Origin of the sequence: Pseudomonas sp. TH37, from assembly GCF_016650735.1 — a bacterium.
Taxonomy (GTDB): Bacteria; Pseudomonadota; Gammaproteobacteria; order Pseudomonadales; family Pseudomonadaceae; genus Aquipseudomonas; species Aquipseudomonas farris.
The window spans coordinates 181074-202095 of sequence record NZ_JAEKFD010000010.1; the positions used below are offsets into that span (position 1 = coordinate 181074).

Genomic DNA, 21022 nt, shown 5'->3' on the forward strand with positions numbered 1-21022 from the left:
AAGGATAGTCGGTTCTGCTGTCATCAGGTCTTTTGTGGGTAAAGTGCGCGAACTTTAGTCCTGGATCTGCAACGTCGCGCCGGAGACCCGCACAGGCCGATTGATCGTGCGGGCGCTTCCTGTCTACCAGTTACAACGTGTACGAGAAACCCATTTGTACCGTTCTCGGCGCGCCCGGATAGGCGTAAACGTTGCCAAAGGCGCCTTCATCATAGTGGCTGTCGAACACATTCTTCAGGTCAAGGTTAAGCCGCAGGTGCTCGTTGACTTTGTAAAAGCTGAGCAGGTCGAACACCTCGTAGCTATCCATGGAAAAGGCATTGGCTGCGGTCTGGCCGGCGCGCTCGTCGACATACTTGGCTCCCACCCCCAGGCCCAGTCCTTTGAGGCCACCGTCCTGAAACTCGTAGACGTTCAGCAGGCTGAAACTGTTGCGCGGAATGTTCACCAGGCGGGTGCCTGACTTCAGCAGGTTGTCCTGGGTGACTTCGGCATCCACGTAGGCGTAGCCACCGATCATCCGCCACTCTGGCGTGAGGTTACCGGCCACATTCAGATCAAAGCCACGGCTACGAACTTCACCCGCCGCAACGCTGAAGGTCGAGTCCACCGGGTCTGTCGTCAGAACGTTGCGTTTTTCGATCTGATACACCGCGGCATCCACGCTTAACTGACGATCAAGGGCCTGCCACTTGACGCCCACCTCGTAGGATTTGCCTTCTTCGGGTTTGAAACCGCCGCCCGTTCGACTGGCACCGCTGTTGGGTTTGAAGGACCGCGCCGTGTCGGCATAGATCGCCACGGTCGGGGTCAAATCGTAGATCAGCCCCAGGCGCGGAGTGACTGCGTTGTCACTGTTGGTCCAGCTCGGACCGTTGACGATGTAGTTGTCGTAATCCTGCTCGAAGCGTTCGAAACGCACGCCAGCCAAAGCTTTCAAACCCTCGGCCAGGGTCACCTGGTCTTGCACGAAAGCGGCATAGGTCTTGAGGTTTTCCTGATCATTGGTGGTGGTGCGAGTCAACGCCGGACGCGGCTGGCCGTAGACCGGATTGAAAATGTCGATGGGGTAGGCACTCACCGCCCCACTGGAGCGACGGATAATCGACTTGTAATCGTAATCCTCATACTCGATGCCCGTGAGCAACGTGTGGTCGAATCCACCGGTGGAAAAATGGCCGGTCAGATTCAACTGCACATCAAGGTCACGCCACTCCAGCTTGCGGTAGTTGAAGTTGCGCCCTAGCGTTCGGCCGTCGGCAGCGACACCGTTGGCTTCGATGGCATTGCCTTGCAGACTGCCGTCGAGATATTGCGTGCCACCGCCCAAGGTCCAGTTGTCGTTCAGGAAATGCTCGAAACGCAGTTGCGCCATGTTGTTGTCGTTGTGCAGCTTTCCGACATCCTTCTCACCGAAAAAAGTATCCCGCGACGCGACGCCGATCTGATTGCGATAGCGGGTCACACCCCGATCGAGCGGCGCGTTGTTGCGCATGAAATCGCCTTCGAAGGTGATACGGGTGGTGTCGTTGACCTGCCAACCGAGGACCGGCGCCACACCGTAACGCTCGTTTTCGACGTGATCACGGAAGGTGTCACCACCCTCGCCTATCACGTTCAGACGATAGGCCAGTCGCCCTTCATCATCCAGCGGTCCTGAGGCATCCAGCGTTCCGCGACGCATGCCCTGATCATTGAGCTGACTGCCCAGGGTCACAGTGCGCTCGGCCAGGGGTTGTTTGGACACCACGTTGAAGGTGCCGCCCGGGTCGCCACGGCCATAGAGCGTGGTGGCTGGCCCGCGCAGGACCTCCAGACGCTCGATGGTATTGGCATCGGGCATGTTCGGATAACCGCGGTTGATCGGGAAACCGTTGCGGTAGAACTCACCGGTGGTAAAGCCACGCACGGTGAAAGTGGTCAGGCCCTGCCCGCCGAAATTGTTCGCACGGCCCACGCCTCCGGCGTAATCGAGAGCGTCTTGCAGGCGGGTGGCGCCGAGGTCTTCCACGACATCCCGGGTGACCACGCTGATGGATTGTGGGGTTTCATGAATCGGAGTGTCGGTGCGCGTCGCACTGGCCGAACGGGTCGCCCGATACCCCTGGACCGGGCCTTGGGCCGGCTCTTCGAATGTGCCGTTGATGTCGATCGCTTGTAACTCTATTGACGCAGGATCAGTCGGTGCCTGGTCAGCCCAGGTGGTCTGGGAAATGGCTTGGATCACACACAGAGAAACGAGAGTTCGACGCATCGACATACAACCTTGAGAAGATGCCGGGCACTTCAGGAGCTCGGCGAGAATTGACAACGAATAATATCAATTCCCATTATCAGTCGATACTTTTTTATCTCGCCAAAGTAGTGCAAAAGTTGCGAAATCAACTCGTATGATCAACGTGGCCAGGTACATCAGTGATGCAATAGCCTCATAAAGCCTCTCATCGCATAGGCTTTGAAAGGCCGCAAAATCCTGAGTAATGAGCTCAAAAGTCCATCGCGATATAGCTTTATATCCTGACGCTGGCAAAGGTTGATTCGTTGCGAGCTTGGCCGAGCGCCGACGACGGGTCGGACAATGGAGACAGCCCCAGCGCTTGCGGCAGCGGTATCATTGCCACTTGTTGCGTGGTGTTGGAACCCACACGCTCGTCGCGTGGTGGAATGCCGTAGTACTCGCGGTAGCACTTGGAGAAGTGCGGCGTGGACACGAAGCCACACACCGACGCCACTTCGATGATCGACATGGGTGTTTGCTTGAGCAGTTGTCGGGCGCGAATCAGGCGCAGTTTCAAGTAATAGCGGGACGGTGAGCAGTGCAGATATTTCTGAAACAACCGCTCCAGCTGACGCCGCGACACGGAGACAAAAACTGCCAGCTCGTCGAGGTCGATCGGTTCTTCGAGGTTGGCGTCCATCAGCGCCACGATTTCCTGCAACTTCGGCTGGTTGGTGCCAAGCATGTGCTTGAGCGGAACACGCTGGTGATCCTGCTCATTACGGATGCGTTCGTAGACAAACATTTCCGAGATCGCCGCCGACAGTTCACGGCCGTGATCGCGGCTGATCAAGTGCAGCATCATGTCCAGCGGCGCGGTGCCACCGGAGCTGGTGAAACGGTTACGGTCCAGGGTGAACAGTCGCGTACTTATAACCACTCGCGGGAAGGCTTCCTGCATGGACGCCAGAAACTCCCAGTGAACACTGCAATCGTAACCATCCAGCAGACCGGCGCACGCCAGGGCCCAGCTGCCGGTGCACACCGCGCCCAGGCGCTTGGACTGACGCGCCTGACTTTGTAGCCACGATACATGCGCGCGGGTTACGGAGCGTTGAATACCGACACCGCCGCAGACAAAGATGGTGTCCATGGCAGGCGCGTTCTGCATCGAGGTGTCAGGGGTGATCTGCAAGCCGTCGCTGGCCAAGACCTTGTTTCCGTCGGCAGTGAGGGTCGTCCAGCGATACAGTTCGCGACCGGACAATTGGTTAGCCATGCGCAGAGGCTCCACCGCGGAAGCCAGAGAAATCAGTGTGAAATTGTCCAACAGCAAAAAGCCGATGGATTGAGGCGCACGGTTCTGGGGCTTCGCCCCGGAGTTGAACGTCGTCATTGCAGTAACTCCTCACACCAAGCAGGTATTGGCCTCAGACACAGGCTCTTTTTATTGCCCGTCCAAATACGCCGGGCTATTTGTAATTTCAAGTGCAAAAGTCACGCCGTAATTGAATAGACTTCCAATCAATTCAAAAAACGACGCGACGGTGCCTCTATATGAAGGGTCGCAATGGCGCAGATCAAAAGCGAAAAGGGTCGATCTGGTAAGCCTGCTTATAAACTGCGAGCAATTAGGTAGCAGGTATGGGAAGGATGCCTGGCAACGACAACTTGCTTGTTACCGACAAGCACAGGTCGTTTTTTTTGAATAACGTAACGCCACTCACAACTAAACTTCATAACGACGAAAAACCGGGAAACAGAGAAGCTTCCGGGTTTTATCGTTGACCGTTTGGAGTGATGAATTGATCACCCTGATTGTTCAGGATTTCAAAATTTTGATACTGGCGAATGTTGACTCATCACGTGCCTGATCCAGCAAACTCATCGGCCTTGCCAAGGGCAACGCCTGTGCAATCGATCTTGCTGTCACTTGCGGTTGCGTTAGCGTTTGCGCCGCCAAGCGCTCGTCGCTGGGTGGGATGCCGAAATACTCGCGATAGCACTTTGAGAAATGGGGGGTGGACACAAAGCCACACACCACCGACAACTCTACAATCGAAATCGGCGTTTGCTTGAGCAACTGACGCGCGCGGATCAGACGCAGCTTGAGGTAGTAGCGCGAGGGTGAGGAATGCAGGTACTTCTGGAATAACCGCTCCAGCTGTCGACGGGACAAACCAACATAATTCGCCAGTTCGTCGAGATCGATCGGCTCTTCCAGATTGGCCTCCATCAAGGCGACGATTTCCTGCAACTTCGGTTGGTTGGTACCGAGCATGTGCTTGAGGGGCACTCGTTGGTGATCCTGCTCGTTGCGGATTCGCTCGTAGACGAACATGTCGGAGATGGCCGCTGACAGTTCATGACCATGATCGCGACTGATCAGGTGCAGCATCATGTCCATTGGCGCGGTTCCGCCCGAGCTGGTGAAGCGGTCTCGGTCAAGGGTGAACAGACTGGAGCTGAGGTTCACTCGTGGAAAAGCTTCCTGCATGGCCGCCAGAAATTCCCAGTGCACGCTGCAGTCGAAGCCATCGAGCAAGCCTGCCTGAGCCAAGGCCCAACTACCTGTGCAAACACCCCCCATCCGCTTCGCGCGCCGCGCCTGGGCTCGCAACCAGGTAATGTGCTCACGGGTCACCGCGCTTTGAATGCCAATGCCACCGCAGACGATCACGGTATCAAGTATCGGTGCGTTATTGATCGCCCAATCCGGAGTGATCGGCATGCCATCGCTTGCCCACACCCGCTCGCCCCCCAAGCTGAAAGTGTGCCAACGGTACAGCTCTTGACCGGTCAACTGATTGGCCATTCGCAGAGGCTCTATGGCAGATGCCAGAGAGATCAAAGTGAATTGGTCCAGCAGCAAAAAGCCAATGGTTTGGGGAAGAGCGGCCTTGGAGGTGTCGTATGCCATCGAAGTTTTTTCTCGCAGTGAGCGGTAATGGCCCGTGGCGCCGGCGGTGTTAACCGCCCCGCCACTGCTGGCGCACTGATAAGATCGCAAGCAGGTTTACGCTGATATGGCTGCTATGCACTTTCCGCCGACACCGCACTTTGCGGTTGCCCATGCTGACGCGCGGTCACAAGGCCGAGAAAGGAAATCACCAGCGCCAGGCCGATGGTCGAAGAAACTTCCATACGGTGCTCGGGCGTCACCATCATCACCGCCAACGCTGCGCAGATGAAGGCGATGACCAACCAGGTAAGCCAAGGGAACAACCACATCTTGAAGCTCAGCTCGACGTTCTGCCGACGCAGAATCTTGCGCATGCGCAGTTGCGACACTGCGATAACCAGGTACACCAGCAAGGCAATGGCGCCGGAGCTGGCGAGCAGAAACTGGAACAGTCCGGCGGGCATGAAGTAGCTGAACAAGGTCACACCGGCACCCAGCACGGTGCTGGCGATCACCGCAGCCCTCGGCACGCCCGCCGACGACGTCACCTTCAGCGGCTTCGGTGCATCACCGCGCTTGCCCAGCGAAAACAACATGCGCGAGGCAATATAGATCGACGAGTTCATGCAGCTGGCCACGGCAATCAACACCACCACATCTACCATGAACTTGGCGTGGGGAATGTTCATCAGTTCCAGCGCGCGCTGGTAAGAGCCCACCGACGCCAGCAATGGATCATTCCAGGGCACCACGGAAATGACCACGAAAATGGACAGCAGGTAGAACACCCCGATGCGCCAGATCACCGAGCGTGTGGCTTTGGCAATGTTCTGCGCAGGATTGCTGGATTCGGCCGCAGCGATGGTCACCGCTTCCGTACCGATGAAGCTGAACATGATGGTGATGAATGCCCCTACAACCGCTGACAAGCCGTTGGGCGCAAAACCGCCATGTTCCTCAATGAGTCGACTCAATCCGCTGGCTTCGCGCTCTGGAATCCACCCCATCAACACCGCAAAACCCAGGCCGATGAATCCAATGATCGCCACGACTTTGGCCATCGCAAACCAGAATTCGAACTCACCGTATTTGGACACACTGAACAGGTTGGTCACGACCAACAGAATGATCGACAGCAAGGCAAACAACCAGGCATCGATCTGCGGGAACCATTGATTCAATACATGCCCGGCCGCGAGCGCCTCGATCGGTATCACCAGCACCCAGAACCACCAATACAGCCAGCCGATGGTGAAGCCTGCCCAACGCCCGATTGCCTGGTCGGCGTAGGTAGAGAAAGATCCGGTGTCCGGGTTGGCAACCGCCATTTCACCCAGCATGCGCATGACCAGAACGACCAACAGGCCGGAAAACAGATAAGCCAGTAATACCGCCGGCCCCGCCGCAGCGATGGCATGTCCCGAGCCAACAAACAAACCTGCGCCGATAATCCCCGCGATAGAAAGCATTGTGACGTGACGCGGCTTGAAACCCTGCGCCAACTGACCATTCGAATCTTTGGAGTTCAGGCTATTCATTGTTTTTTTTGTTCTCTGGTGATCGACGTTAGGGCGTACTGACTGAGGGTCAGGCGATCATCATTTCTCCCTGTTGCCGCGTTTCGAACGCAGCGCACCTCAAACGCTCCCGAGTTTCTAAATCAGGCATCACAGCTGCACACGGCCATGAAGTGACGCGTCACCTTACGCGTCTTGTCTTGAAAGCCAGTAGCCCGAGTGCGCCACCGACGAGTCTGATTTCGACACGCGTTGCGCGTATCGCGTGTGGTGCATTAACCCAAAACCACTCAGCTTTCGTGGACTGAACGGTCTTGGGGCTGTCTTGCGACAACTCGTTCAGGGCTGTGCCTCTAGCTCACGGACACAAGGGCGCGCCGGGTTCGCGCTGACCGATGAGGGCAGCGAGGTTCTCTTCAGACTAAAACCTTTGTAACATCACACTTTCCATACTCCGTAATAAGGCTCAAACCAATTCGGCTAAAGACGCCGGATTGAAGCCCTTCAGATCCGCGTAATCGCCTTGTTCCACTTTGGCGACCCAATCCTTGTCACTCAGCAGAACACGCCCTACAGCGATCAGATCAAACTCTTCGCGCTCCATACGCTCGACGAGTCGATCCAGACTCGCAGGGGTTGATCCCTTGCCGGCGAATGCGTGAGTAACATCGTTATCCAGCCCGACCGAACCGACGCTAATGGTTGTGGCCCCAGTGACTTTCTTCGCCCAGCCCGCGCAGTTCAGCCCGTTCTCACCATCAATTTCGGGAAACTCAGGGTCCCAGAAGCGTCGCTGCGAGCAATGCAGAACATCAACACCCGCTTCGACCAACGGCAGCAGCCAGTCTTCCATTAATGCAGGGGTCTCGGCGAGGCGCACCCCAAAGTCCTGCGGCTTCCACTGGCTAACGCGCATGATGATAGGGAATTCGGGGCCGACCGCATGACGAACGGCAGACACGATCTCAGCGGCAAAGCGCGAGCGCTCTTTGATCGTCGGTCCGCCATAACGATCGGTGCGTTGATTGGTGCCGGCCCAGAAGAACTGATCGATCAAATAACCATGAGCCCCATGAATCTCAACGGTGTCGAAACCCAGGCGTTTGGCATCCGCGGCTGCCTTGGCAAAGGCAACAACTGTATCTGCAATATCCTCTTCGCTCATCGCCACACCGCGCGGATCGTTTGGCGAATCGAGGCCAGATGGGCTTTCAACTGGCGCATCAGGCTCCCAGCCGCTGACGTCACGCACTGCACCGGTGTGCCAGAGTTGCGGCCCCATACGGCCACCCGCATTGTGGACAGAATCGATCACGTTCTTCCATCCGGCCAGCGCTGCTTCACCGTGGAAAAAAGGAATGCCGGAACCGTTACGTGAAGCGGGACGATCGATGACGGTCCCTTCTGACAAAATTAATCCGGCCCGACCTTCAGCGCGCCGCCGGTAGTATGCAGCGCTCCCTTCGCCGGGGATGCCCTCTGGCGAAAATTGCCTAGTCATCGGCGCCATGACAATCCGGTTTTTCAGCTCAAGCGACCCGATGGAAAAAGGACGGAATAAAATGCTGGTATCAAGGTTTGACATTGGATGGACTCCATTTGCTTTCGGAAGCCATATAAGTATATTTTGTAAACCAAATGTCAATTAGGCACTTAGAGTCGCCTAGGTATACATGAGGAAACTTCGATGCTGGAATTAAAGCCGCAATGTTTTTCGTCGGAGTGCCCAAGCCGGGCGCTGTTCGACCAAATCGCAGACAAGTGGTCAATGATGGTTCTGGCGGTGCTTGATGACGGACCGCATCGCTTTAATGCCATCAGACGCCGCCTGGAGGGCGTCACTCAGAAGGCACTGACACAGTGCCTGCGACGGCTGGAACGAAATGGTCTTGTCTCGCGCAAGGTCATTTCGTTCTCGCCTGTAGCAGTCCAGTATGAGATCACCCAACTGGGTCGAACATTGCAGCAGCCATTTCGCGAATTGCATAAATGGACGCTCGATAAATTGCCCGAGGTTGAAGCGGCCCGGTTGAAGTTTGACGAGGCTGCGCAGGTAAGCCCGACGGAATGATTTTGCTAACGCCAGAAAAAAATGCATTGGGCGGGTGACCAGACCTTCCCAATGCAAAACGACCTGATTAGATGTTCCTCGAATCGATTAACCCAGCGTGTTCAGGCACACCACCTTGGGTTGGGTCATTTCCTCATAGGCGAAGCGCACCCCTTCCCGGCCCAGGCTGCCGTACTTGGAGCCGCCAAACGGCATCGCATCGAAGCGGTAGTCGGAGGAGTCGTTGATCATCACACCCCCGGCTTCGATTCTTCGTGCGGCGCTCATGGCCGTGGCCAGATCATTGGTGAAAATCCCCGCATGCAGGCTGTATTCGGGCTCGTTGGCCAATGCGATGGCCTCATCGAAGGTTTCGAAAGGCTGCAAAACCACCACCGGCGCGAAGACTTCGGTGCGCCACAGCCGACTGCAATGATCGACGTTTTCCAATACCGTAGCGGCGTAGCACGAGCCTTGGCGCCGATGGCCGCAGAGCAATGTCGCGCCCTCTTGCAACGCGTCGTTCACCACTTGCTCGGCATTCTGCGCGGCTTGCGGGGTAATCATCGGGCCGATATCAGTGTCGGCACGCATAGGGTCGCCGTTCACAAGCGCCTTGGCCTGGCTGACGAAACGCTCACGGAACGCTTCATAAATCGGTGCCTGAATCAGCAGGCGCTGAGTACCTATGCAATTCTGCCCCGCAGCCCAAAAGGCTCCCGACAGGCAACTTTCGACGGCAGACTCAAGGTCGCAGTCGCCCATGACGATCACCGGCGCATTGCCGCCTAAGTCCATGGCAAGTTTCTTCAGGCCCGCGGTGCGTGCGATCTGCTCCCCGGTGACGAAGCCGCCCGTAAAGGAAATCATCCGCACCTCACGGGATGCGACTAAGGCCTTGCCCAGTTCCGCCCCCCCGGTGGCGACCGTGACCACCGATTCGGGCAACCCTGCCATGACCAGATACGACACCAATTTAATGGCCGACAACGGCGCCAGCTCAGACGGTTTGAGAATCACCGCGTTGCCGCCGGCAATGGCAGGACCGAGCTTGTGCGCCACCAGATTCAGCGGATCGTTGTACGGGGTAATCGCGACGATCAGGCCCAGGGGTTCGCGGGAAAACCAGCCCTGGCGCGACTCAGAACCCTCATAGGCGTCGAAAGGCACCACTTCCCCGGCATTACGCCTGGCCTCTTCGGCAGAAAGCTTGAGGGTGTTGACGCAGCGTTTGACTTCTTTTTCTGCCTGCTTGAGGGTCTTCCCGGCTTCGTCGACGATCAGCCGGGCAAACGCTTGGGCATCAAGCTCGATGTTCAATGCAGCCTGCTCGAGAATGCGTGCCCGACGATGACGCGGTAACCCGGCACACACCCGCGCACCGCTGCGCCCGGTCTCCAGCAGCTGCGGCACTTGCGACGCACAGACATCCGCGACGGTCCCGATGACGGTGCCGTCAAAGGGGTTAAAGACTTCGATTTGCGGCTCCACAACAGCCAGGGACAGACGTGATAGGTTCACAGGCTTTCTCCTAGTTGCGCGCAACAGACTGGTGGATGCTGATGATGTCCGACAGCAGCGCAAACGCTGTTTCCATGCGCCCTGCCCCCGGCCCCGAAACCGTCACCGCGCCGAGCAGATTGGTGGTAAACGACACGGCATTGGTGGCACCGGAAATACCGGCCAGCGGATGATCGTGTTTCAACAGACGCGGTTCGACACTGGCACTGATCGCCCCATCGGCATGACGCATGGCTGCGCCGATTAGCTTCCAGCGAGCCCCGTCCTGCCGGGCTTTTTCAATGTCGCCAAGGTCGAGTGAGGAAATACCGCTGCACCTGACATCGCTGACGTTCAGCTTGGCGTCCAGCAGTTCATTGGCCAGGATCACCACCTTGAGGCGCACGTCATGCCCCTCGACATCCGCCGTCGGATCGGCTTCGGCATACCCCAGGTCCTGTGCTTTGCTGACCGCTTCGGCAAACCCCAGGCCGCCTTCCATGCAGGTGAGAACGAAGTTGGACGTGCCGTTGAGAATCCCCTCGAAACCGACTATCGAACTGCCTGCCAACGACTGCTTGGCTAGGCGAATAACCGGCGTGCCACTCATCACCGAACCTTCGTATTCAAAGGCGACGTTATTGCGTCGGGCCAGTTCTTTCAGCTCGGCGCCGTGCAAGGCAATGGGTCCCTTGTTAGTGGTGACGACATGTTTGCCGCGTTCCAGCGCCCAACGGCAGAACGAGGTGGCCGGCTCGCCGTCTACCGGATTGGTGAAGGTGGCTTCGACAATGATGTCTGCGCCGCAGTCCTTGATCACCGCTTCGTTGAGGGCATCTGCTTCGCCACCCGGAAGCTGCGCCAATGCACCTTTGACTGCCGGCAGCTTGGCCAGCAACGCGGCGTCCAGCCCTTCGCGGCCAATCACCGAACCAAGAAACAGGTCGGTAACGCCAACGATTTTCAGAGTGAAACCCAATTCGGTTTTCCAGTTTTCGTTACGTTCGGCAATCAGCTGAGCCAATGCCCGGTTCACACCGCCGAAGCCGACAAGCGCCAGTTTGTATTCAGTCATTTTTTTATGCCCTTGATCCGGGTGATGGGTTGTTGGGTTCTAGGTTAGGGGCGCGGCCAGGGCAGTGAAATAGGCCAATTTGCTCTATTTTGTGGGCGTTTTGACCAGCACCCGGGCAAAACGCCAGGCATAAAAAAAGCCAACACAGGTTGGCTTTTTTCAGAACGATAAAGGGGTTAGACGACGGACGACAGCACGAATGAGGTCACGGTGTTTTCCACCCCGGGCAACGCAGAGATTTCATTCCAGACCTTATGCACCCGCTCCGGACTGGCAGCGCCGACCCGCAGCATCAGATCGAACTCGCCACTCATCACATCGCACTGAATGACTTCCGGTATTGCCCGCAGGGCCTGCAGCACTTCCGCGCCGCGCATGCGGTCGTAGCGGTAGACGAAAATCACCGCATTGATGTTCGAAGAAGCTTGTCGCCCCTCCCCCGTGCGTACCGTATAACCCTGTATCGCCCCGTCGCGCTCAAGCCGTTCAATGCGCTGGCGCACGGCATTGCGCGACAGGTTGACCTTCGTCGCCAGCTCGGCGTGGGCAGCCCGGCCATTGAGCCGCAGTTCCGCGATGATGCGTTCATCGAGAGGGTCCAGAATTCGCTTCACTTGGCCTCCTGTTGCCGCGCCTTCACAGCGCGCCGAGCAGCTGATGGATGGTGTCGAGGTCGTCCGGCTTAATCCGGTAAAGCTGCGCCGGCCCTTGCTTCGCGACTGGGCTGTGTTGCGCCGGCGTGCTGATCCCCAGCTCGCCGAGCAGTACCGCCGATTTGGCCGGCGAGATTTCCCCCAGGGTAACCATCGGCGCCACCAGGCTTCGGCGATACAACCTGGCCGCGAGGACACCGGTGGCGGTATGCGGGTCGATGACGTAACCGGTGTCGCGATACAGCGAGGTGATTTCCTTCAGCGTCTCCTCATCACTGACCGCGTAAGAGTCGATGATCATCCGCGCCTGCAACCAGAACTCGTTGGCGATGCTCATCTCGCCGCTGGATTCGAATGCTGCCATCAGCGCGCTCACAGCCTGATCGTCATGCCCGTAGAGCTCCCAGAGAAAACGTTCCAGGTTAGAAAAAATCGACAGGTCCATGGCCGGCGACAAGGTCTTGTTGGCTCGCAACCGGGAGTAGTGGTTCTTCAGAAACAACTGATGCAACGCGTCATTCTGATTGGTCGCAACGATCATCTGGGTGATCGGCAAGCCCATTTTCTGCGCGATGTAACCGGCATAGACCTCGGCAAAACTCGCGGCTGGCACGCTGAAACCGATCGGACGCTGCCCCCCTCCCAGTTGCAGCACGGCGTGGAAGTAAAACACCAGTTGCGCCAACACACTGACCCAGTTGCTGGAGTTGAAACTGATCGCCTCATGTTGAGTGCACGGCCACTGCCGGAACAGCCGAGTGACGATGGTCTGGCACTCGTCGAAGCTGCCATTCACTGCGAACTGGTGAACCTTGGGATGCGCCACCGCTTGCAGGTGCTGGAGTTGGTCTTGCGGTACACCTGCCTCCGGGTAAAACACCACCACGACTGTTTCGTCGCAGTGTTTGAATGCCTCGATGGCCGCCAGCCCGGTATCGCCGTTGGTGGCACCGATCACTACCCCGCGACGCCCGCGTTTGCGCAGAAAGTATTGCACCAGCCGAGCCTGCAACTGAGCGGCAAAATCCTTCGAAGAGCGGGTCGGTCCATGGAACAGCTCCAACACCCATTCGTTGCGATCTACCTGATGCAAAGGTGCCAGGGACCGATGGCTGAATTGGCTGCCAGCTTCCTTGAGCAAGCATTTGAGGTCCGCCTCGGGGATCGTCTCGCCAACAAACGGACTCATCACTCGATAGGCCAGTTCGTCATAGGGCAACGTCGACCAGTTGGCGATGTCCTGCGGTTCGAACAGTGGCAATTCGAGCGGCACGAACAACCCACCGTCCTCGGCAATCCCTGACAACACGACCCTTTCGAAATCGACCTGAACGGCCGAATTTCGGGTACTTACATAGCGCATGGTTGGCTCCCGGCCATTCATTTGAAACGATGTGCCTGCTCGACCAGCCAGGTGGAAAACATGACCGCGTCGGGGTGCTGGTCGGCCCCGGAACCGCGTACGAGGTAAAACGACTCGCTGGCTTCGATGCGCTGGTCGAAGGGCTCGATCAGTCGCCCGTCCTGAAGCATTTCATCAACCATCGAGGACCGGGCCAGGGCAATCCCCTGTCCCAACTCAGCCATGCGCAAGGTGGAAATCAGTGTGTCGAACTGCATGCCGGTCGACGAATCGACGGTATCCGCACCGACCATGTTCAACCAGTAACCCCAACCCTCTTCGTAACCCAGGACATGCAACAACGGATGGTGCGCCACGTCCGCCGGCACCGTCAGCGGCGAACTCGCCATCAGGGCTGGCGAGCAGACCGGAAACAAGGTGTCCCAAGTCAGGCGCTGCGACACCAGGCCGGGCCATTGACCATGGCCCCAGCGAATTTCCATGTCGTCCTCACCATCCAGTTCCTTGACCCAGATGTTGCTGATGTAGCGGATGTCGACCTGTGGATGGGCCTGGCGAAAGCCCACCAGCTTGGGCGCCAGCCAATGCACGAAAAACGCCAGACTGCCGCGCACCTTGATCGGCCGGCGTTTGTGCTGGCCAAAAATTTCGTTGGTCCCCACCGCCAGTCGAGTGATCGCATCCTGCACAACCGGCAGATAGGCCTGTCCTTCCTCGGTCAGCCCCAGGCCACGGGGCAAGCGCTTGAACAGCGCCACCCCCAGATGGCTTTCCAATTGGCGGATCTGCTGGCTTACCGCACCCTGGGTCAAAAACAGTTCTTCGGCGGCGTGGGTGAAGTTCAGGCAACGGGCGGACACCTCGAATGCCCGCAACCAGTTCAATGGGGGTAACGTCTTTTGCTTCATGGTCTGAACCTCAATGACGCCCCCTCCACCGAGCACGCTTGCCCACCCCGTCGACAGTGCCTAGTACGCATCGGAAGGTTGTGCCAAGGGGGTAACCGACAAGCGTCGCTCGCGGCTTTTGCGGGTAATGTAATACACGAAATAGCACCAGGCGATGAATGGCAAACCGAAGTACAGAGCTACCCGCTGTTCAGGGTCGAAAGCAATCCCGACACACGCCAGGCTGCAGCAGACCAGCGCCCCCAGTGGCACCCACGGATAACCCCGGACGCGGAACTTAAGATCGCGGACATCGCCTCCATTGGCGACATAGTGACGGCGAAAGGCAATCTGGCTCGCGGCAATGCTCATCCACACCACCACCACCGCCAACCCGGAGATCGACACCAGTGCCAGATAGATGGTATCGGCGGCAAATACGCTACTGAGCAACGATGCGGCGCCACCGGCCATGCTGACGATAATGGCGTTGAGTGGTGTGCCCATGCGGGTCAGGGCCGAGAACTGCTTGGGCAGGTGACCTTGGTCACTCAGGGTCCAGAGCATCCGCGAAGCAGCGTACAAACCGGAGTTGGCAGCCGACAACAAAGCACTGATGATCACGAAGTTCATGATGTCTGCGGAGTACGGAATCCCGATGTAGGTGAACACGGTGACGAATGGACTCTCTACGAGACCGGCCTGTTCACGGGGTAACAAAGTCGCCAGGACAAAAATGGTCCCCACGAAAAAGATTGCCAGGCGTAGCACTGTAGTGCGAATGGCACGCGGCACATTACGCTGGGGGTCCTTGGTTTCACCCGCGGCGATGCCGATCAGTTCAGTGCCGGAGAACGCAAAGGAAACCGCCAGTAACGTCATGGCAATCGGCATGAAACCGGTAGGGAAAAGCCCCTCGCGAGTGAAGTTGCTCAGCCCGATACTGTGAGCCTGATCGATATGCAGCAGGCCGAGAATCGCGCCACCACCGATTAGCAGAAACACCACCACGGTCACTACTTTGACCAGTGATAACCAGAATTCGGTCTCAGCGAACAAGCGCACCGATATCACGTTGGTCAGAAACACCAAGCCTGCGAACAGCGCACTCCAAATCCATACCGGTGTATCCGGAAACCAACGCGCCATCAAAATACCGGCGGCGGTAAATTCAGAGCCGATTGCCACAGTCCAGGTCAGCCAATACAACCACGCCACGGTGTAGCCGGTGCCGGGTCCGAGAAAACGCGTAGCGTAGGTGCTGAACGAACCCGTTTCCGGCATCTGCACCGCCAATTCGCCCAAGCACATCATGACCATGTAAACCATGAGTGCGCCGATGATGTAAGCGATGACCGCACCCAACGGACCGGCCTGGTTAACGGTGTACCCGGACGTGAGAAACAGCCCGGTACCAATGACGCCACCCAATGCCAACATGACAATATGGCGCGTCTGCATTTCCTGTTTAAAACCGGTATGTGTGTTGAGTTGTTCTTCTTTTATGGACATGGTTGCTCTCATGAAAGTTGTTAGGGCGCGCATTAACGTCTGCGATGAGTTACGGGGCAGAGTCAAAACAGGTCGCCACTAGTTTTATTATTATTTCCACTTCATGAACGCCTCACTAACGGCCTTGTCGTGAGGTACCAACGTTAAAACTTCAGCTTGCTGCCTCGATGCACGTTTTGTTGTTTGAGTGCTGTGTGTTTGCCTGTGCCAGCTCATCGCGCGAACACCTGACAAAAGCGAACGCCTGCTTCAAATCGTCGAGCAGATCGTCAGTGTCTTCAATGCCGACCGAGACCCGCACCAGTCCTTCGGAGATACCCAGAGCCAGTCGTTCCTCCAGCGTGTTCTCGACATGGCTGGTGGTCCGGGCCGGGCCGTAAATGGTTTCCACTGCACCGAGATTGCCCGCGCAGTGGGCGAATCGCAGACGTGGCAAGAGCACCTTGACCGTGTCCATCCCACCGGCCAGAACAAAACTGACGATGGCGCCGAAGCCGGACATTTGCGTGCACGCCACAGCGTGGTTCGGATGACCGGGCAAGCCGGGATAATTGACCGACTCCACCAACGGTTCGGTGCAGAGGAACTCCGCCAGAGCACAGGCACTGCGTTGCTGTTGACGCATGCGCAGCACCAGCGTTTTCATACCCCGGATGATCATGTAGGCCGAGAACGGGTCGAGTGTCGCACCGTTGATTTCCCGATAATGACGAACCTTGGCCATCAAGGATTCGCTGCCGCACACCAGGCCGCCAAGCACGTCGCCATGACCGCTGAGGAACTTGGTCGCGCTGTGGATGACCACGTCCACCCCTAACGCCAAGGGGTTCTGATTCAGCGGCGTGGCAAAGGTGTTGTCCGCCACCACCACGGCACCGACGCGCTTGGCCGCAGCCACCAAACGCTGGATATCGAGTATTTTCAGGGTCGGGTTAGTCGGCGTTTCCAGGTACACCAACTGGCAGCCTTTGGCAATTTCACGCTCGATCTCCTCGTGATCGAACGTCTCGCACAAGGTCACCTCAACGCCCGTGCGCGGCAGGAATTCTTCGAAAATCTTGTTGGTGCCACCGTAGCTGTCCTTGGTCGACACCACACGATCGCCATTGGCCAGGAAGGTGAAAAGTACACTGCTGATCGCCGCCATTCCGCTGCTGAAGGCCACGGCGGACTCGGCCATTTCCAACTCGCGAATTTTTGCTTCGAGGGTCTCGACCGTCGGGTTGCTCATGCGGCTGTAGATAAAGCCCGGCGTCTTGCCTAACGCAACGTCGTACCAGACGTCGATGTCGTCATAACCGTAAGCGGCGCTGACCACGATCGGTGTTTGAGTGGCGTTGTAGGGGTGCCTGACTTGCTCCCCACCCCAGACCGCTCGGGTCCCCGCTCCGGCGTTATCCAGCCCTGCTTTGTCAGGTTTGTTGTTCATTAAGACTACTCGCACTGAGGGTGGTGAGTGTTTAGTCATTCACCAGATCTGGCGACCAATATATTGAAAAGCGGTAAGCCCGAGAAACGATGTTATCGGTGCCAAAGGGCTGCTTTTTTTAATGGCTGAACGTATTAAGCGATGGCGAAGAATTTTTTCAGGGCTGCTTTTTCGGTCTTTGTCGACCGCGACCCGCGGCATGCGCCACATCACCTACAACTGTCGATCACGTGTTGGACGGTGACTGCGGAGTATCGGGATTGAGTTGCTGACGCCTGAATTGCCCGGGTGGCTGGCCATGTATCTGGCGAAAGCGTCGGGAGAAATAAGCCTCGTCAGCGAAACCGCACAACCTCGCCACCTCCCCCACCGGTCGTGTCCCATTGAGCAAATAATTGCGTGCCGCGTGCATCCTGCGTTCGAGCACCAGCTCAGTGAAAGTCTTGCCGATTTCCTTGCGCAACCAGTGCGTCAGATACGTCGGTGACAGGTAGGTCGCAGCAGCCACCTTGATCAGGTTGAGATCGGGGTCGGCAATATTCTTGCGCAAGTATTCGGACATCCTGCTCAGCGCGTCGCGCCGGCTTACTTCGGCGGCATTCTCTTCGGCCAATCGTTTGAGCGGCTCGGCATACAAGGCACAAACGCTCCCCACCAGTTGCAGCAACAACCCCTTGAGCATCTCGCGAGTGCCAAATTGACGGTTCTCATCCAGGACTCGCATCTGTTCGATCAGGGCACAGACTTTGCTGAAATCTTCATCGACCAGAATGAAATCCAGATGCTCCTGAAAGCGAAACGGCGACAACTCCGGCGCCAGCAGAATCGAGACCTCCTCCAGATCCATCGGGTCGCACTGCAAATGTGGCAGCAGGAAGGTCTGGGAAAAATTGATCACCATGAAATTGCTGTCTTCCGGATGCGGAATCACGTGCACGCGATGCGGCAGGATGAAGGCCAGCGTATTGCGCGGAAACGGGCGTTCGACATTGCCAATGTGCTGCACGGTATCACCACCGAGGTTGACCTGGATCTGGAAATACTCATGGCGATGCGGGCTGGTTTCGGCGCGCCTGCCCTTTTTGTCGCGGATGTAAAAGTCCGTCAATTCGCTGCGTTGCTGCATGACGTAAGTGGGTACTCGACTCGGTGACGACATCGCCTGAGGATCCTCGACAGGTACATGGGCAGGTTGTCGTCGCGCCGCGATGCAGGCGGCGACCGCGGTGATTGTGAAGGCAGACACCGCTGGCTTCAACATGTCATAGGATGACAATGAAATACAGAGAACTAATTTTATCCATGTGTGTTGTGTCGTCTGTCCAAAAAACAACGCGCACACAAAAATAATTAAGCGATTAAAAACAATAACTTATGAACAATATGAGGCAGAACCAAGGAAATGAGCTGATTTTATTTTTCTTGGACACCTGCATTATTCGCCTTTTTCAGGAGAAAAAACGATCTAACGCCTCCGTTGATTTTGAGAGGTTGTACGACCACTGTGACAATCAATGCAGCCCGACCCTTCCAAAAACAATCAAAAGGTGCGCTCGTGATGAACCTGTTTTTTTCCCTCGCCAACCCTCCCCCGATCCAGCCAGTCCGAAGGCGTATCTGAGCGCCTGACAGCGGCTGTCCGCGCCTCTCATTCAAGTAGCGATTGCTCTGCCCCGGGACTGGGGGCATCGGCTTCGGCTGCGCGCCAACATCTCGATTCTTCTAACAATAAAGAGGTCTACTCATGTCGAACTCGCAAACCTCCCCGTCCACCGCGCCGTCGGTGAGTGCCGGCATCCAGGACGCTCTGCTGCCTCAGCGACTGCCGACGCGTCGGCGCTGGTTCATGCTGTCGTTGTTGCTGATTGCGACCATCATCAACTACATCGACCGCGTAAACATCTCGATTGCCGCACCGTTCATGGCCAAGGATCTGGGCCTGGACAAGATCGAAATGGGCCTGATTTTTTCCGCGTTTGCCTGGACCTACGCACTCGCCTTGGTCCCCGCCGGATTCATCGCCGATCGCTTCGGTTCCCGGTTCACTTACGGGGTGTCGCTGATCAGTTGGTCGACAGTCACCGTGTGCCAGGGCTTTGCCACTGGGTTCGCTTCGCTGTTCGGTCTGCGTCTGGCCGTCGGCGCCATGGAGGCTCCAGCGTTTCCGGCCAACAGCCGAGCGGTCACGGTGTGGTTCCCGGCCCGCGAACGGGGCCTGGCCAGCAGCATTTACGTGTGCGGCCAATATCTGGGCACGGCACTGTTTACCGGCGTGTTGTTATGGCTGGCCACGACCTATGACTGGCGCCATGTGTTCTACAGCACCGGGATACTCGGCATTGTGTTCGGTGTGATCTGGCTCTACGTGTACCGCGATCCGCTGAGCTGCAAGAACGTCAGCCAGGAAGAACTGAAGTACATCGAAGCCGGGGGTGGACTGGTCAAGAGCAGTCAGGAGCGCACCCGGTTCAACTGGCGGCAGATCGCCGAGCTGTTCAGCTATCGGCAGATCTGGGCGATTTGCATCGGCAAGTTCGCCAGCACCTCGGCGTTGTACTTCTTCCTGACCTGGTTCCCGACGTACCTGATCGAAGAACGCAAGCTGACCATGATCAAGGCCGGGATCTTCGCCGTGCTGCCGTTCGTGGGTGCAACGGTCGGCATTCTGCTGGCCGGCATCGTCTCCGACCTGCTGATACGCCGTGGTTACTCAATGTCCTTCGCTCGCAAGTTGCCATTGGTGGTCGGATCGATGCTGGGTATGTCGATCGTGCTGGTGAATTTCACCGACTCGAACGTGATTTGCATTGCCGTGTTGACCATCGCTTTTTTCGCCCAGGGAATCGCTTCGTCGTCGTGGGCGGCCGTATCGGAAGTCGCGCCCAAGGAACTGATCGGCCTGACCGGCGGGGTCACCAGCCTGGCCGCCAACATCGGCGGGATCGTCACCCCGATTGTGATTGGCGGCATCGTCCACGCGACAGGTTCGTTTGCCTACGCCTTCTGGTTCATCGGCGGCGTGGCGCTAGTCGGTACCTTGTCCTATTCGTTGCTGCTCGGTCGCTTGTATCGCATCGAACTCAAGGCGCGCTGAGCCAAGACACCGTTTTTCTCCAACACGAGGCGGCATTCGTCCAACTTCGCAAAAGATTGCCGCCGTACGCTGACGCTTCTAACAGGACGACTACAAAAATGACGATGACCGAGTACGTGTTTACCCCGGATCTGCCCGTGACCTTGCCGGTTGCCGGCAGCCAGCAGCGCTTTCCCGTTGGCCGGGTATTTTGCGTCGGCCGTAACTACCCCTGGCCAGATACCCAAGGCCAGTCCCGCCAGCCGCCAGTGTTCTTTATGAAACCGGCGAGCAACGTGGTGGATGCGACGGGTGAAGTGACTTTCCCGCCGTTGACCGAAGAGTTTGTCCACGAAATCGAATTGGTCGTGGCCATCGGTGAAGGTGGCGCCAATATTCCGGAGAGTCAGGCGCTGGCCTATGTCTGGGGCTATGCCGTCGGTCTTGATCTGACCCGTCGGGATGTCCAGCGTGCGGCCAAAAGCAATGGTTTGCCGTGGGAAGGTGCCAAGGTGTTCGACGGTGCCGCGCCGATGACCGCCATCGTGCCGGTGACTCGAGCGGGACACCCGGACGGCGATTTGTGGCTGAACGTCAACGGCGAAGAGCGCCAGCGCGACAGCCTCGACAGCCAGATCTGGTCGGTCAGTGAAATCATCAGCCGCATCTCGCAGTCGGTAGCGCTCCGGGCCGGTGACCTGATCATGACCGGCAGCCCGGCAGGCGTCGATGTGCTGCAACCGGGCGACATCATCAACGCCGGGATCGACGGCATCGGCCAACTGGAAATGCGCGTCGGTCAGCGACCTTGAACCGGCACACGCCCTCGTGAATTGAAAAAAG

At 57.5% G+C, this 21022-nt stretch carries 16 protein-coding genes; 3 read left to right on the forward strand and 13 right to left on the reverse strand.

The window, feature by feature from the left end; translation table 11 throughout:
• Positions 1 to 130: 130 nt before the first annotated feature.
• The 5 genes from JFU11_RS23275 to JFU11_RS23295 form a co-directional block, all read right to left on the reverse strand.
• On the reverse strand, positions 131 to 2254 hold the full coding sequence (locus JFU11_RS23275; RefSeq protein ID WP_201062219.1) for a TonB-dependent siderophore receptor: 2124 nt from the start codon (positions 2252 to 2254) through the stop codon (positions 131 to 133).
• A 256-nt stretch (positions 2255 to 2510) separates the two neighbouring features.
• Positions 2511 to 3614 carry a GlxA family transcriptional regulator gene (locus tag JFU11_RS23280; RefSeq protein WP_123722414.1) on the reverse strand — a complete coding sequence of 368 codons (1104 nt, stop codon included), beginning with the start codon at positions 3612 to 3614 and terminating at the stop codon, positions 2511 to 2513.
• Positions 3615 to 4040: 426 nt separating this feature from the next.
• Positions 4041 to 5138, reverse strand: a complete 1098-nt coding sequence (locus JFU11_RS23285) for a GlxA family transcriptional regulator (RefSeq protein WP_123722413.1) — start codon at positions 5136 to 5138, stop codon at positions 4041 to 4043.
• A 113-nt stretch (positions 5139 to 5251) separates the two neighbouring features.
• Entirely contained in the window at positions 5252 to 6658 is a 1407-nt protein-coding gene (gene gabP / locus JFU11_RS23290) for a GABA permease (protein ID WP_201062220.1), read from the reverse strand.
• A 445-nt stretch (positions 6659 to 7103) separates the two neighbouring features.
• Positions 7104 to 8222 (reverse strand): NADH:flavin oxidoreductase, encoded by a 1119-nt coding sequence (locus tag JFU11_RS23295; RefSeq protein WP_201062221.1) that lies wholly within the window; start codon positions 8220 to 8222, stop codon positions 7104 to 7106.
• Positions 8223 to 8324: 102 nt separating this feature from the next.
• Here JFU11_RS23295 and JFU11_RS23300 point away from each other — a divergent pair, with 102 nt between their 5' ends.
• Positions 8325 to 8708, forward strand: coding sequence for a helix-turn-helix domain-containing protein (locus JFU11_RS23300; RefSeq protein ID WP_201062222.1), 384 nt, complete (start codon positions 8325 to 8327; stop codon positions 8706 to 8708).
• A gap of 87 nt (positions 8709 to 8795) precedes the next feature.
• On the opposite strand, the gene JFU11_RS23305 is transcribed toward JFU11_RS23300, so the two are convergent.
• The 8 genes from JFU11_RS23305 to JFU11_RS23340 form a co-directional block, all read right to left on the reverse strand.
• Positions 8796 to 10208, reverse strand: coding sequence for an aldehyde dehydrogenase family protein (locus tag JFU11_RS23305; protein WP_201087474.1), 1413 nt, complete (start codon positions 10206 to 10208; stop codon positions 8796 to 8798).
• 10 nt (positions 10209 to 10218) lie between these two features.
• A complete protein-coding gene (locus JFU11_RS23310; protein WP_201062224.1) occupies positions 10219 to 11262 on the reverse strand; it encodes a homoserine dehydrogenase in 1044 nt (347 codons plus the stop codon).
• A 176-nt stretch (positions 11263 to 11438) separates the two neighbouring features.
• On the reverse strand, positions 11439 to 11876 hold the full coding sequence (locus JFU11_RS23315; protein WP_201062225.1) for an Lrp/AsnC family transcriptional regulator: 438 nt from the start codon (positions 11874 to 11876) through the stop codon (positions 11439 to 11441).
• Between the two features lie 22 nt (positions 11877 to 11898).
• Positions 11899 to 13278: a threonine synthase gene (gene thrC, locus JFU11_RS23320; protein WP_201062226.1), complete on the reverse strand. Its 1380-nt coding sequence runs from the start codon at positions 13276 to 13278 to the stop codon at positions 11899 to 11901.
• A 17-nt stretch (positions 13279 to 13295) separates the two neighbouring features.
• Positions 13296 to 14186, reverse strand: coding sequence for a LysR substrate-binding domain-containing protein (locus JFU11_RS23325; RefSeq protein ID WP_201062227.1), 891 nt, complete (start codon positions 14184 to 14186; stop codon positions 13296 to 13298).
• Positions 14187 to 14246: 60 nt separating this feature from the next.
• Positions 14247 to 15677 carry an amino acid permease gene (locus JFU11_RS23330; RefSeq protein ID WP_201062228.1) on the reverse strand — a complete coding sequence of 477 codons (1431 nt, stop codon included), beginning with the start codon at positions 15675 to 15677 and terminating at the stop codon, positions 14247 to 14249.
• A gap of 151 nt (positions 15678 to 15828) precedes the next feature.
• The gene (locus JFU11_RS23335) at positions 15829 to 17106 is read right to left on the reverse strand and encodes a cystathionine gamma-synthase family protein (RefSeq protein WP_201062229.1); all 1278 of its coding nucleotides are present in this window, start codon (positions 17104 to 17106) and stop codon (positions 15829 to 15831) included.
• 226 nt (positions 17107 to 17332) lie between these two features.
• Positions 17333 to 18265, reverse strand: coding sequence for an AraC family transcriptional regulator (locus tag JFU11_RS23340; protein ID WP_201062230.1), 933 nt, complete (start codon positions 18263 to 18265; stop codon positions 17333 to 17335).
• A gap of 585 nt (positions 18266 to 18850) precedes the next feature.
• On the opposite strand from JFU11_RS23340, the gene JFU11_RS23345 reads away from it, so the two are divergent.
• Positions 18851 to 20200 (forward strand): MFS transporter, encoded by a 1350-nt coding sequence (locus JFU11_RS23345; protein WP_123356819.1) that lies wholly within the window; start codon positions 18851 to 18853, stop codon positions 20198 to 20200.
• A gap of 98 nt (positions 20201 to 20298) precedes the next feature.
• Complete coding sequence (locus tag JFU11_RS23350) at positions 20299 to 20991, forward strand: fumarylacetoacetate hydrolase family protein (protein ID WP_201062231.1); 693 nt, start codon at positions 20299 to 20301, stop codon at positions 20989 to 20991.
• Positions 20992 to 21022: the final 31 nt, after the last annotated feature.

Bases quoted from the DNA above. Each gene is read 5' to 3' on its own strand.
- JFU11_RS23300 (WP_201062222.1), top strand. From the start codon at position 8,325: ATGCTGGAATTAAAGCCGCAATGTTTTTCGTCGGAGTGCCCAAGCCGG.
- JFU11_RS23295 (WP_201062221.1), bottom strand. From the start codon at position 8,222: ATGTCAAACCTTGATACCAGCATTTTATTCCGTCCTTTTTCCATCGGG.
- JFU11_RS23345 (WP_123356819.1), top strand. From the start codon at position 18,851: ATGTCGAACTCGCAAACCTCCCCGTCCACCGCGCCGTCGGTGAGTGCC.
- JFU11_RS23340 (WP_201062230.1), bottom strand. From the start codon at position 18,265: ATGTCGTCACCGAGTCGAGTACCCACTTACGTCATGCAGCAACGCAGC.
- JFU11_RS23350 (WP_201062231.1), top strand. From the start codon at position 20,299: ATGACGATGACCGAGTACGTGTTTACCCCGGATCTGCCCGTGACCTTG.
- JFU11_RS23285 (WP_123722413.1), bottom strand. From the start codon at position 5,138: ATGGCATACGACACCTCCAAGGCCGCTCTTCCCCAAACCATTGGCTTT.
- gabP (WP_201062220.1), bottom strand. From the start codon at position 6,658: ATGAATAGCCTGAACTCCAAAGATTCGAATGGTCAGTTGGCGCAGGGT.
- JFU11_RS23335 (WP_201062229.1), bottom strand. From the start codon at position 17,106: ATGAACAACAAACCTGACAAAGCAGGGCTGGATAACGCCGGAGCGGGG.
- JFU11_RS23310 (WP_201062224.1), bottom strand. From the start codon at position 11,262: ATGACTGAATACAAACTGGCGCTTGTCGGCTTCGGCGGTGTGAACCGG.
- JFU11_RS23330 (WP_201062228.1), bottom strand. From the start codon at position 15,677: ATGTCCATAAAAGAAGAACAACTCAACACACATACCGGTTTTAAACAG.
- JFU11_RS23280 (WP_123722414.1), bottom strand. From the start codon at position 3,614: ATGACGACGTTCAACTCCGGGGCGAAGCCCCAGAACCGTGCGCCTCAA.
- JFU11_RS23325 (WP_201062227.1), bottom strand. From the start codon at position 14,186: ATGAAGCAAAAGACGTTACCCCCATTGAACTGGTTGCGGGCATTCGAG.
- thrC (WP_201062226.1), bottom strand. From the start codon at position 13,278: ATGCGCTATGTAAGTACCCGAAATTCGGCCGTTCAGGTCGATTTCGAA.
- JFU11_RS23275 (WP_201062219.1), bottom strand. From the start codon at position 2,254: ATGCGTCGAACTCTCGTTTCTCTGTGTGTGATCCAAGCCATTTCCCAG.